This is a genomic window from Streptomyces sp. NPDC019531 (genome assembly GCF_044903305.1).
Classification (GTDB): domain Bacteria; phylum Actinomycetota; class Actinomycetes; order Streptomycetales; family Streptomycetaceae; genus Streptomyces.
On the sequence record NZ_JBJDQL010000023.1, the window covers coordinates 34481 to 47185 of the forward strand.

Below are 12705 nucleotides of genomic sequence, written 5' to 3' on the forward strand. Positions count from 1 at the left end.
CGGTGGAGGAGCCCCGGGGAGACCCTGGTCAGGCCCCGGGGAGCCGGGCCTGCGCCTCCCGCCAGCGCGCGGTGTCGCCCTGGGGCTCGTACCGGGTCAGCGACTGGGTCCGGGTGAGCAGCTCGCGCCCGCCCGCGAGGTCGCCCACGAGCCCGTGGGCCCGCGCCTGGACCAGGACGTTCCCCAGGGCCGCCGCCTCGGTCGGCCCCGCCACCACCGGCAGCCCACAGGCGTCGGCGGTCAGCTGGCACAGCAGGGCGTTGCGCGTACCGCCCCCGACGACGTGCACGACATCGACAGGGCGGTCGGCCAGCCGCTGAGCCTCCTCGACGGCCTTGCGGTGGGCCAGGGCCAGCGAGTCGAGAATGCACCGGGTGACCTCGGCGGGCGTCTCGGGCACCGGCTGCCCCGAGGCTCGGCACGCCTCGGCGATCCGCTCCGGCATCCGCCCCGGCGGGAGAAAGACCGGATCGGAAGCGTCCACCACCGACCGCAGCGCCGGCGCCTTGGCCGCGGCCGGCAGCAGCTCGCGCAGATCCGGGTCGCCCCAGGCCCGTACGCACTCCTGGAGCAGCCACAGCCCCATGATGTTCCGCAGATAGCGGACCGTGCCGTCAAGCCCCAGCTCGTTGGTGAAGTTGGCGGCCCGGCTCTCCTCCGTCAGCACCGGTGCGTTCAGCTCAAGGCCCGCGAGGGACCAGGTGCCGGTGCAGATGTAGGCGAACCGCTCGCCGGACGCGGGCACGGCGGCCACCGCGGAGGCGGTGTCGTGCGACCCGACGGCCGTCACCGGAACCGGCCCGGTGAGCCCCGTCTCCTCCAGCACCTCGGCCCGGAGCAGACCGGCCCGGTCGCCGGGCTGCCGCAGCGGCGCGAACAACTCCAGGTCGATGCCCAGCCGTTCGGCGATGTCGTACGACCACGCGCGCGTCCGGGGATCGATCAGCTGGGTGGTCGAGGCGTTGGTCAGCTCGGTGCCCTGCTCACCGGTGAGCCAGTAGGCGAGCAGGTCGGGGATGAGCAACAGCCTTCGCGCGCCGGTGAGTTGGTCGGCGACGATCTGGTACAGCGTGTTGAAGGGCGCGTACTGCAGCCCGGTCGCCGCGTACAGCTCCGGCGCGGGTACGGTCGCCCACACCTTCTGCGCGACCCCCTCGGTGCGGGAGTCCCGGTAGTGCACCGGGTTGCCGAGCAGCGCCCCGTCGGCGTCCAGCAGCCCGTAGTCCACGGCCCAGCTGTCGATGCCGACGGAGTCCACCTGCCCGGCGGCCCTGAGCCCGTCCAGGACACCGCCGTACAGCGAGAGGATGTCCCAGCGCAGGCCCTCAGGAACCCGCACCGGCCGGTTCGGGAACCGGTGGGCCTCGGTCAGCTCCAGACTGTACGGGCCGACGCGGCCGACCATGACACGTCCGCTGGACGCGCCGAGGTCGACCGCGGCGTACGACTTCACGGACGCGCTCATCGCAGGAAGGCGGCCGCGACGCCGGCGTCGACGGGGACGTGCAGACCGGTGGTGTGGGTCAACTCCCCACCGGTCAGCGCGAAGACGGCATTGGCGACATGCTCGGGCAGCACCTCGCGCTTGAGGATGGTCCGCTGTGCGTAGAACTCACCGAGCTTCTCCTCCTCCACGCCGTACACGGCGGCCCGCTTGGCGCCCCAGCCACCGGCGAAGATGCCGGACCCGCGCACCACACCATCCGGATTGACACCGTTGACGCGGATGCCGTGCTCGCCCAACTCGGCGGCCAACAGGCGTACTTGGTGGGCCTGGTCCGCCTTCGTGGCGGAGTAGGCGATGTTGTTGGGCCCGGCGAACACGGCGTTCTTGGAGGCGATGTAGACGACGTCGCCGCCCAGCTTCTGCGCGATCATCACCCGGGCCGCCTCCCGCGACACCAGGAAGGAACCGCGCGCCATGATGTCGTGCTGGAGGTCCCAGTCCTTGGCGGAGGTCTCCAGGAGCGGCTTGGAGATGGAGATGCCGGCGTTGTTGACGACGAGGTCCACACCGCCGAAGGCGAGCAGGGCGGCCTTGAACGCTTCGGCGATCTGCTCCTCGTCCGTCACGTCCACGGTCACGGCGACGGCCTTGTCGGTACCGCCGAGCTCCTCGGCGACCGCGGAGGCGTTCTCGGCGTTGAGATCGGCGACGACGACACACGCGCCCTCGGCGACCAGTCGCTGCGCGATGGCCTTTCCGATGCCACTGCCCGCGCCGGTCACCAGCGCCACGCGGGTCGCGAGCGGCTTGGCCTTCGGCATCCGCTGGAGCTTGGCCTCCTCAAGGGCCCAGTACTCGATGCGGAACTTCTCGGACTCCTCGATCGGCGCGTACGACGAGACCGCCTCGGCGCCCCGCATCACGTTGATCGCGTTGACGTAGAACTCGCCCGCGACCCGGGCGGTCTGCTTGTCCTTGCCGAAGGAGAACATGCCGACACCCGGAATCAGCACGATCGCCGGGTCGGCCCCGCGCATGGCGGGGGAGTCGGGCAGCGCGTGCCGCCGGTAGTAGGCGGCGTACTCCTCGCGGTACTCGGCGTGCAGCGCGTCGAGCCGTGCGACGACCTCCTCCAGCGCGGCGGTGGGCGGCAGGTCGAGGACGAGCGGCCGCACCTTGGTGCGCAGGAAGTGGTCGGGGCAGGAGGTGCCGAGGGCGGCGAGGCGCGGGTGCTCGGCGGAGGCGAGGAAGTCGAGGACGACCTCGGAGTCGTTGAAGTGCCCGACCTGCGGCTTGTCCTGGGAGGCGATGGCCCGTACGTACGGCGCCAGCGCGGCCGCCCGCTCCCGCCGCTCACCGGCGCCGAGGGCGGCGTACCCCTCGATGACGGGCCCGAAGGGCTCGGCCTTCCCGCGCTCCTCCAGGAACCTCTCGGCGGTCCTGATGATGTGCAGCGAGTTCCGCTCGCACTCCTCGGCGGTGTCACCCCAGGCCGTGATCCCGTGCCCACCGAGCACGACACCGATCGCCTGCGGGTTGGCCGCCTTGATGGCGGCGATGTCCAGCCCCAGCTGGAACCCGGGCCGCCGCCACGGCACCCACGCGACGGTGTCCCCGAAACACTCGGCGGTCAGCTTCTCCCCGTCGGCCGCGCAGGCGAGCGCGATACCGGAGTCAGGGTGCAGATGATCGACGTGAGCGGCCTCGACGAGCCCGTGCATGGCGGTGTCGATGGAAGGAGCGGCGCCCCCCTTCCCGTGCAGGCAGTAGTCGAACGCGGCGACCATCTCGTCCTCGCGCTCCACCCCCGGATACACATCGACCAGCGCCCGCATCCGGTCGAGCCGCAACACGGCCAGCCCGCCCTCGGTCAGCGTCCCGAGGTCACCCCCGGACCCCTTGACCCACATCAGCTCGACATCACCCCCGGTGACCGGATCGACGGAGGTGCCCTTGGCGGACGCGTTGCCACCGGCGTAGTTGGTGTTACGGGGATCGGAGCCGAGCCGATGGGAGCGAGCGAGGAGGGCGGCGGCTTCGGGATGGGTAGCCATGAACGTTCAGTCCTTCTTGCGAGAGGGCGAGTTTTCCTACCTAGGGGCGCGGGGAACTGCGCGACCAGCCACATCCGGCCCGCACCCCGCATACGACAGAACCGGGCAGACGCTCACGCCCCCCAACCAGCCTGCTCCCCACCAACCCGCTCGGCCACGATCTTCTCGGCCCACCCGGACCGCTTGTACGCGGCGATGGGGTTCGCGTCGAGCCCCATCTCCTCCCGCACCTCGGCAAGCAGCGGCCGCACATCCGTGTTGTACGCGTCCATCAGCACCGCGTTCGCCTCAAGAACGTCACCCTCACGCTGAGCCGCACCCAGGGCATCCCGGTCGACCAGCAACGCCTTCGCGGTCGCTTCCTGGACGTTCATGACCGAACGAATGATCGCCGGAATCTTCGCCTCGATGTTGTGGCACTGGTCCAGCATGAACGCCACCTCGGACGAGAACCCACCCCCACGCACCACCTCGTACATGATCCGGAACAGCTGGAAGGGATCAGCCGCCCCCACCATGAGGTCGTCGTCGGCGTAGAACCGCGAGTTGAAGTCGAACCCGCCGAGCTTCCCCTCCCGCAGCAGCGTGGTCACGATGAACTCGATGTTGGTCCCGGGCGCGTGGTGCCCGGTGTCCACGACGACCTGCGCCTTCTCCCCGAGCTTGAGACAGTGCGCGTACGCCGTCCCCCAGTCCGGCACATCCGTGGAGTAGAACGCCGGCTCGAAGAACTTGTACTCAAGCAGCATCCGCTGCCCGTCACCCAGCCGGTCGTACACCTCGGAAAGACCCTCGGCCAGCCGGTCCTGCCGGGCCCGCAGATCATCCTGACCGGGATAGTTCGTGCCGTCGGCGAACCACAGCTTCAGATCCCGGGACCCGGTCGCGTCCATGATGTCGACGCACTCCAGCAGGTGATCGAGGGCCTTCCGCCGCACAGAGGCGTCCGGATGGCAGATGCTGCCCAGCTTGTAGTCGTCGTCCTGGAACGTGTTCGAGTTGATCGCCCCGAGCTTCACCCCTCGCTCGGAGGCGAACTTCGCCAGTGCGGCGTAGTCCTCGACCTTGTCCCACGGGATGTGCAGCGCGACGGTCGGGGCCACACCGGTGAACGCGTGCACCTGCGCCGCGTCCTCCAGCTTCTCCTGCGGTGTCCGCGGTACGCCCTGCTGGGCGAACACCTTGAAGCGGGTTCCCGAGTTCCCGTACGCCCACGACGGCGTCTCGACTGCCTGGGTCTTGAGAGCGGCCTTCACCGCGGCGAGCTCGGTCACTTGAGGGCTCCTGTGACGTCGGGTCTTGAGGGCTTCCGAACAGCTTCACCGTGAAACGATTCAAGACGGGAAAGTATGGGGACCTCGTAAGGGTGTCAACCCCTGCGACCAAGGCTGTTGCCCGTGACCCCCCTGTGACCTGAGTTCATCGAAACTTTTTCGACACGAACCCATTGACGTGACATGCGCTACATGCCTAACGTCCCGGCAACCAAGTTGAAACCTTTCACGGCGCCGTGAGGGCCGTCCCGCCGGCGTCGTCGAGGAGCCCCCAATGACCCACCCGTCCACCACGGGTACGGCCCCGGTTCTCGCGCTCAGGGACATCTCGAAGTCCTTCGGCGCGGTTCGCGCCCTGCGGGACGTCTCCCTGGAGCTGTTTCCCGGGGAGGTACACGCCCTCGCCGGCGAGAACGGCGCGGGCAAGTCGACCCTCATCAAGGCGCTCGCAGGAGTGCACCGACCGGACGCCGGCCAGGTGCTGCTCGACGGCGAACCGGTCGTCTTCCACGGTCCCGGCGACGCCCGCGACGCCGGTATCGCCGTGATCTACCAGGAGCCCACGCTCTTCCCCGACCTGTCGATCGCCGAGAACATCTTCATGGGCCGCCAGCCCCGGCGCGCTCTGGGCCGGATCGACCACAAGGCCACGCACGCCGCGACCCTGGCCCTGATGCAGCGTCTCGGTGTCGAACTCGACCCCGACCGCCCGGCGCGCGGTCTGTCCATCGCCGACCAGCAGATCGTCGAGATCGCCAAGGCGCTGTCCTTCGAGGCCCGCGTCCTGATCATGGACGAGCCGACCGCGGCCCTCACCGGCAGCGAGGTGGCCCGTCTCTTCGGTGTCGTCAGGGCGCTGCGCGAGCAGGGCGCCGCGGTGCTGTTCATCTCGCACCGCCTGGAGGAGATCTTCCAGATCTGCCAGACGGTCACCACCCTGCGCGACGGCGCCTTGATCTCCAGCGAGCCGATCGAGGACATGACCGAGGACGACCTGGTCCGCCGTATGGTCGGCCGCGATCTCGAAGAGCTCTACCCCAAGCAGGACGTACGCCCCGGCGAGGTCGCGCTGACGGTGAGCCGGCTGACCCGGGAGGGCGTCTTCACCGACGTCTCCTTCGAGGTCAGGCGCGGTGAGATCGTCGGCCTCGCGGGCCTTGTCGGAGCGGGCCGAACTGAAGTCGCGCGGGCGGTGTTCGGCATCGACCGCTGGGACGCGGGCGAGGTCGCCGTGGACGGCAAGGCACTGGTCAACGGCGCCCCCTCCACGGCGATGGCCGCGGGCCTCGCCCTGGTCCCCGAGGACCGGCGCGCCCAGGGCCTCGTGATGGACATGTCCATCGAGCGGAACATCGGCCTCACCGGACTGCGTACGACCGTCAAGGCCGGCCTCATGGACCGCGGCGCCGAACGCAGCCGCTCCCTCGACTGGGCCGTCAAGCTCCAGGTGAAGTACGCCCGGATCGCCGACACCGTCAACACCCTGTCGGGCGGCAACCAGCAGAAGGTCGTCCTCGCCAAGTGGCTGGCCACCGGCCCCAAGGTGCTCATCGTCGACGAGCCCACCCGTGGCATCGACGTCGGCACCAAGGCCGAGGTGCACCGGCTGCTCAGCGAACTGGCCGCCGACGGGGTGGCCATCCTGATGATCTCCTCCGACCTGCCCGAGATCCTCGGCATGGCCGACCGCGTGCTCGTGATGCACGAGGGTCGCCTGACCGCCGAGATCCCGCGCTCCGACGCCACCGAGGAAACCGTGATGGCCGCAGCCACCGGGAGGGCCGCCGCATGACGGTCACCACCCCTCAGCAGGCCCCTCCCGCCGAGGTGCCCAAGTCCAGCGGCACCCGACTGGTCGACCGCGTCTTCAAGATGCGCGAGCTCGCCATCCTGCTCGTCTTCCTGGTGATGATCGTCGTCACCCAGATCGGGAACAGTGACTTCCTCACCGAGCAGGGCATCAAGGACCTGCTGCTGAACGCGACGATCCTGGTCCTGGTCGCCACCGGCCAGTCCCTTGTCGTCATCACGAGGAACGTCGACCTCTCCGTCGGCTCCACCCTCGGCATCACCGCCTTCGCCGCCGGCACCTACCTCCAGGGCGGCGGGAACCCCGTGGTGGCGATCGTGCTCGCGGTCCTGCTCGGCATCGGCTTCGGCCTGCTGAACGGCCTCCTTGTCAGCCTCGGCCAGGTGCCCGCGCTCGTGGTCACCCTCGGCACGCTCTACATCATCCGGGGCATCGACTCCATCTGGGTCGGCTCCCGCCAGATCACGGCGGCCGACCTCCCGGACGGGTTCGTCGACTTCGGCTCCGGAGGCATCTCCGCGGTGCCCTGGCTGGCCCTGATCGCGCTGGCCGTGCTCATCGCCACCGCCTACTACCTCAAGCACTTCGGCAGCGGACGCGAGCTGTACGCGCTCGGCTCCAACCCCGAGGCCGCACGGCTCGCCGGTATCCCGGTGCGCAAGCGGATCCTGGCCGCGTACACCTTCTGCGGCGGCCTCGCCGGTCTCGCCGGCGCGTTGTACCTGGCCCGGTTCGGCAACGTCGACTCCGGCACCGGCACCGGCTACGAGCTGACCGTCGTCAGCGCGGTCGTGGTCGGCGGTGTCGTCTTCACCGGCGGCTCCGGCAGCGTCTACGGCGCGGCCCTCGGAGCCCTGCTGCTGACCTCCATCAACAGTGTGCTGCCCGCCCTCGGCGTCAGCTCGGTCTGGGTGCTCGCGATCAACGGCATCCTGCTCATCCTCGCCATCGCGGTCGACCGGGTCGTCGCGCTGCGCGTGGCCTCCGCCCTGAAGAAGAGGAACGCCCGCCATGCCTGACTCCCTGACGCGTGCGATCCGCTGGGACACGGTCGTCGGCACCCTTCTGGTCGTGGTCCTGCTGCTGTCCTTCGGAACTGTCGACGGCTTCGGCAACGCCCTGAACCTGTCGTTCCTGATCGGCAACACCCTGCCGATCGCGCTGATCGCCCTGCCCATGACCCTGCTCGTGGTCTCCGGCGAGATCGACCTCTCCGTCGCCTCCACCGCGGGTCTTTCCGGCGCGGTCATGGGCGCGCTGTGGAACCAGGGCCTGACGATCGAGGTGATCATCCCGATCTGCCTGGTGCTCGGAGTGGTGTGCGGACTGATCAACGGTCTGCTCGTCACCCGCCTTGGCCTGCCCTCCCTCGCCGTCACCATCGGCACCCTCGCCGCCTACCGGGGCATCGCGCAGATCGTGCTCGGCTCCGACGCCGTGACCGACTTCCCGACGCAGTACCTGGACTTCGCGGCCGGGCGGATCGGGGACACCTTCATCCCGCAGGCCTTCCTGCCCTTCCTCGTCCTGCTCGCGATCGCCGTGGTCGTCCTGCACGCCACGCCGTTCGGGCGCTCGGTGTTCGCGACCGGCGCGAGCGAGGAGGCGGCGCGGTTCGCCGGCATCCGGGTCAAGCGGCAGAAGCTGATCCTGTTCACGGTGACGGGCCTGATGGCTTCACTCACCGGCATCTTCTGGGCGCTGCACTACGCCAGCGCCCGCTACGACAACGCGACCGGCCTCGAACTCTCCGTCGTCGCCGCGGTGTTGCTCGGCGGCATCGACTTCGACGGCGGCAAGGGAACACTCGGCGGTGCGATCGCGGGAGTCTTCCTCCTCGGCGCACTCCAGAACGTGATGAGCCTCCAGGACGTCTCCGCCCAGTCGCAGATCGTCGTCACCGGCGTTCTGCTCGTCCTCTCCGTGCTCGGCCCGCGGGTCGCACGGCAGATCTCGGTTGCGAGGGCCGGCCGCCGAGCCGCCTCGACACCGGCGTCCAAGGCGCCCACACCGGCCTCCTAGGGCCGGGCGCCCGAGGAAACCTCGTATCCGCTCACCCTCGTAAGGAAGAACCGTCATGCGTAAGTCATCGATTCGCCGTTCCTGCGCGGCCCTCGCCGCCGGTACCTCCCTCGCCCTCGCCCTGACCGCCTGTGGCGGCACCACCAAGAAGGACGTGCAGGACGAGGGCGCCTCGGCGGCCTCCACCGCCAAGGCGGACCCGAACGCGGCCACCAAGAAGGGCCTGACCGTCGGCTTCCTGCCCAAGCAGGTCAACAACCCCTACTTCACCTCCGCCGACAAGGGCGGCGAGGCGGCCCTGAAGGAACTGGGCTCCAGCTACAAGGAGGTCGGTCCGTCCAGCGCCACCGACACCGCCGGTCAGGTCTCCTACGTCAACACGCTCACCCAGCAGCAGGTGAACGCGATGGCCGTGTCCGCGCAGGACCCGGGCGCCCTGTGCACCGCCCTCAAGCAGGCCATGTCGAACGACATCAAGGTCGTCACCTACGACTCCGACACCAAGCCGGAGTGCCGCGACGCCTTCGTCTCGCAGGCCTCTGCCGAGGACCTGGGCCGCACCGAGGTGCAGTTGCTCGCCGAGCAGATCGGCTACAAGGGCGAGATCGCGATCCTGTCCGCCGCGCAGACGGCGACGAACCAGAACACCTGGATCGACTTCATGAAGGACGAGCTGAAGCAGGACAAGTACAAGAACATCAAGCTCGTCAAGATCGCGTACGGCAACGACGACGCCCAGCAGTCCTTCCAGCAGACCCAGGGCCTGCTCCAGCAGTACCCGAACCTGAAGGGGATCATCTCCCCGACCACCGTCGGCATCAAGGCCGCCGCCCAGTACCTCTCCGGCTCCAAGTACAAGGGCAAGGTCAAGCTGACCGGCCTCGGCACCCCGAACGACATGCGCAAGTACGTCAAGAACGGCACCGTCGACGCCTTCGAGCTGTGGGACCCGGCGAAGCTCGGCGCGCTGGCCGCGCAGACGGCCGTGGCCATGGTCTCCGGCCAGATCACCGGCAAGGAGGGCGAGACCTTCAAGGCCGGCGGCACCACGTACACCATCGGCAAGGACGGCGTGATCAACCTCGGCAAGCCGACCGTGTTCAATGCCAAGAACATCGACCAGTTCAACTTCTAGGCTCTGGAGGCCGTCGATGCAGCGCGTGTGCTTTCTGCTGAAGGTCCGGCAGGACCGTCTGGAGGAGTACCGCGAGCGGCACGCCACCGTGTGGCCGGAGATGCTCGAAGCACTCTCGGCCACCGGCTGGCACAACTACTCGCTCTTCCTCAGGGAGGACGGCCTGCTGGTCGGCTACCTGGAGACCGAGGACTTCGCCGCCGCCCAGGCCGGTATGGAAGCCACCGAGGTCAACGCCCGCTGGCAGGCCGAGATGGGCGAGTTCTTCGAGTCCCTCGACGGAGCCCGCCCCGACGAGGCCATGAAACCGCTCACCGAAGTGTTCCACCTCGTCTGACGCCCCCCTCAGGAGCCGCATCCATGAAGAGACGTGCCGTCCTCGTGTCTGCCGTACTCGCCGCCGTGGCAACGCCCGGCACCGCACGCGCCGCCGACCCCGGTCCCTCCGTCACCCGCACCGGCACCACCACGCTCGACAGCACGGCCGTCTTCTTCGTGTCCTACGACGGCCTGGTCAACAACAACTCGTTCCAGAAGAACGGCCTGCTGACCTACAAGGGCTACCAGTACGCCGTCTGGTACACCTCCACCGGGAACGCGGTCGTCGGCCGCCGGGTCCTCGGCGGCACCACCTGGTCCAAGCTCACGCTCTCCCACGTGCTCAAGGCCAGCGACTCCCACAACGTCATCTCCATGGGCGTCTCGAAGGTCGACGGCCGTCTGCACCTCAACATGGACTCCCACAGCGACGGCTACTTCTACGTGAAGTCGATCGCCGGGCTCATGGACAACCCCGCGTCCACCGCCTGGACCTCGTCCGTCTTCGGCGCCGTACAGACGAGCATGGACGGCGTGGCGCTCACCACCCAGTTCACCTACCCGCAGTTCATATCGACCCCCGAGGGCAAGCTCCAGCTCAGCTACCGGGTCGCGGTCTCCGGCAACGGCCGCAACGCCCTCGCCGAGTACGACGGTTCGACCTGGACCAACCTCGGGGAGTGGTCCAGCTCCACCGGCACCTACACCAGCGAGCACGGCTCCTCGACGGCCCGCAACATGTACCTGCACGGCATCGACTACGACAAGAACGGCCGACTGCACTCCTTCTTCACCTGGCGCGAGCAGAACGGCGCCGTGATGTGTTCCAGCGGCGGCATCACCAACCACGACACCGGTTACGTCTACTCCGACGACCGGGGCCGCACCTGGCGCAACAACGCGGGCACCGTCGTCGGTACCACCGGCGGCTCCGACAAGGTCGCCGTCACCGACACCGGCCTGGTCATCGACGCGCTGAACCCGGACCACTCCCTGATGAACCAGGAGAGCCAGTCCACCGACTCGTCAGGCCTGCCGCACGCGATCATCTCGTACGTCCCCGGCCGCTTCGGCCAGTGCACGACGAACTACGTCTCCGACCGCACCGCCAACGGTCGCGCCTTCCACGTCCGCAAGAACTCCGCGGGCACCTGGCAGAAGACCGAGATACCTGTCGTGCTCGGCTCCAGCCAGCGCACCAAGCTGATCCTGGACACGTACGACAACGCCTACGCGATCTTCCCCTTCGGCCGGATCGCCGGTGCCTCCAAGGCGTCCGGGTACACCGACTGGACCGTTCTGTTCGACGGCAGCGGGCTGAACGCCTTCGGCGAGGTCGTGATCGACGAGATGCGGGTCGCCCAGGACAACGTGCTGTCGTTCATGTACCAGGAGAAGTCGAGCGGTACGTCTCCCTCGCCCCTCCACGTCGTCGACTTCGCGCTGCCGGCCTGACCGTGACCGGTGTGGGGGCGGCTCGACGATAATGTGAAGGTCGTCCTGTCGCCCCTCGTCTCCCTGGAGGTCCCTGCCCCATGGCCCAGTCGGTGGGTATCAAGGACGTCGCCCGCGCCGCCGGAGTATCCGTCGGCACGGTCTCGAACGTCATCAACCGCCCGGACTCGGTCGCCACCGAGACCCGGGCGCGCGTCCTGTCCGCGATAGACCGGCTCGGCTATGTCCGAAGCGAGTCGGCGCGGCAGCTGCGCGCGGGCCGCAGCCGGATCATGGCCCTCCTCGTCCTCGACATGGGCAACCCCTTCTTCGTCGACGTCGCGCGCGGCGCCGAGCGCGCCGCCCGCGAGGACGGCCTCGGCGTGATGGTCTGCAACAGCGCCCAGAGCGCGAGCGAGGAGGCCGAGTACCTCTCGCTCTTCGCCGAGCAGCGGGTCCGTGGTGTGCTGCTCACCCCGAGCGACGCCTCGGGCCGCAACATCGAGTCCTTCCGCCGCCACGGCATTCCCTTCGTCCTCGTCGACCGGGTCGCCGAGGGCACCACCGAGTGCTCGGTCTCCGTGGACGACGTGGCGGGCGGCGCCCTGGCCGTACGCCACCTCGTGGACGCCGGGCACCGCTCCATCGCCTACGTCAGCGGCCCGCCCGGCCTCAACCAGGTCCGCGACCGCCGCACGGGCGCCATGAACGCCCTCACCGAGGCGGGCCTGGGCCCCGGGAACCTGCGCGAACTGCCCACCGAACGGCTCGACGTGGCCGCGGGCCGGGACGCCGGCGCCCGCCTCCTCGGCCTCGCCGTCCGCCCGACCGCCGTGTTCTGCGCGAACGACCTCCTGGCGCTCGGCGTTCTGCAGGCCATGTACGCGGCGGGGGTCACGGTCCCCGACGATCTCGCCATCGTCGGCTACGACGACATCGAGTTCGCCGCCGCCGCGGCCGTCCCGCTCACCTCGGTCCGCCAGCCCGCCGTCACCATGGGCGCCCTCGCCGCCGAGCTGCTCCTGGAAGAGACGGAGGTGGAGACCACCGGCAAGCGGCACGAGCACCGCCGGGTGGTGCTCCAGCCCGAACTGGTGGTGCGCCGCTCCAGCCTCGCGGCCCGCTGATCGGTGATTCAGTACGGTTTCATGATCGAAGGGGTCCGACGGCGGACGGACATGTGCTGAACTGGGACGCGCCCTGAAAATCCG

The 12705-nt window shown here is 69.2% G+C and carries 10 protein-coding genes; 7 read left to right on the forward strand and 3 right to left on the reverse strand.

Annotation, left to right across the window (positions count from 1 at the left end; genetic code table 11):
- Nucleotides 1-28: 28 nt before the first annotated feature.
- The 3 genes from ACI2L1_RS25030 to rhaI all read right to left on the reverse strand — a co-directional run bounded on the left by ACI2L1_RS25030 (nucleotide 29) and on the right by rhaI (nucleotide 4775).
- Nucleotides 29-1465 carry a rhamnulokinase family protein gene (locus ACI2L1_RS25030; RefSeq protein ID WP_404741585.1) on the reverse strand — a complete coding sequence of 479 codons (1437 nt, stop codon included), beginning with the start codon at nucleotides 1463-1465 and terminating at the stop codon, nucleotides 29-31.
- A complete protein-coding gene (locus ACI2L1_RS25035; protein ID WP_404741586.1) occupies nucleotides 1462-3501 on the reverse strand; it encodes a bifunctional aldolase/short-chain dehydrogenase in 2040 nt (679 codons plus the stop codon). The genes ACI2L1_RS25030 and ACI2L1_RS25035 overlap by 4 nt, the downstream gene beginning before the upstream one ends.
- 113 nt (nucleotides 3502-3614) lie before the next feature.
- Nucleotides 3615-4775 carry an L-rhamnose isomerase gene (gene rhaI / locus ACI2L1_RS25040; protein WP_404741587.1) on the reverse strand — a complete coding sequence of 387 codons (1161 nt, stop codon included), beginning with the start codon at nucleotides 4773-4775 and terminating at the stop codon, nucleotides 3615-3617.
- A 274-nt stretch (nucleotides 4776-5049) separates the two neighbouring features.
- Between rhaI and ACI2L1_RS25045 the strand changes: the two genes are divergently transcribed.
- From ACI2L1_RS25045 to ACI2L1_RS25075, 7 genes are all read left to right on the forward strand, one after another.
- The gene (locus tag ACI2L1_RS25045; RefSeq protein WP_404741588.1) at nucleotides 5050-6567 is read left to right on the forward strand and encodes a sugar ABC transporter ATP-binding protein; all 1518 of its coding nucleotides are present in this window, start codon (nucleotides 5050-5052) and stop codon (nucleotides 6565-6567) included.
- Nucleotides 6564-7604, forward strand: a complete 1041-nt coding sequence (locus ACI2L1_RS25050; protein WP_404741589.1) for an ABC transporter permease — start codon at nucleotides 6564-6566, stop codon at nucleotides 7602-7604. The genes ACI2L1_RS25045 and ACI2L1_RS25050 overlap by 4 nt, the downstream gene beginning before the upstream one ends.
- Nucleotides 7597-8607: an ABC transporter permease gene (locus ACI2L1_RS25055; protein ID WP_404741590.1), complete on the forward strand. Its 1011-nt coding sequence runs from the start codon at nucleotides 7597-7599 to the stop codon at nucleotides 8605-8607. The genes ACI2L1_RS25050 and ACI2L1_RS25055 overlap by 8 nt, the downstream gene beginning before the upstream one ends.
- A 55-nt stretch (nucleotides 8608-8662) precedes the next feature.
- Nucleotides 8663-9742 (forward strand): rhamnose ABC transporter substrate-binding protein, encoded by a 1080-nt coding sequence (rhaS, locus tag ACI2L1_RS25060; RefSeq protein ID WP_404741591.1) that lies wholly within the window; start codon nucleotides 8663-8665, stop codon nucleotides 9740-9742.
- 16 nt (nucleotides 9743-9758) lie between these two features.
- The gene (locus tag ACI2L1_RS25065; RefSeq protein WP_404741592.1) at nucleotides 9759-10079 is read left to right on the forward strand and encodes an L-rhamnose mutarotase; all 321 of its coding nucleotides are present in this window, start codon (nucleotides 9759-9761) and stop codon (nucleotides 10077-10079) included.
- Nucleotides 10080-10102: 23 nt separating this feature from the next.
- Nucleotides 10103-11515, forward strand: coding sequence for a BNR repeat-containing protein (locus ACI2L1_RS25070; protein ID WP_404741593.1), 1413 nt, complete (start codon nucleotides 10103-10105; stop codon nucleotides 11513-11515).
- A gap of 80 nt (nucleotides 11516-11595) precedes the next feature.
- Nucleotides 11596-12621, forward strand: a complete 1026-nt coding sequence (locus ACI2L1_RS25075; RefSeq protein ID WP_404741594.1) for a LacI family DNA-binding transcriptional regulator — start codon at nucleotides 11596-11598, stop codon at nucleotides 12619-12621.
- Nucleotides 12622-12705 lie beyond the last annotated feature (84 nt).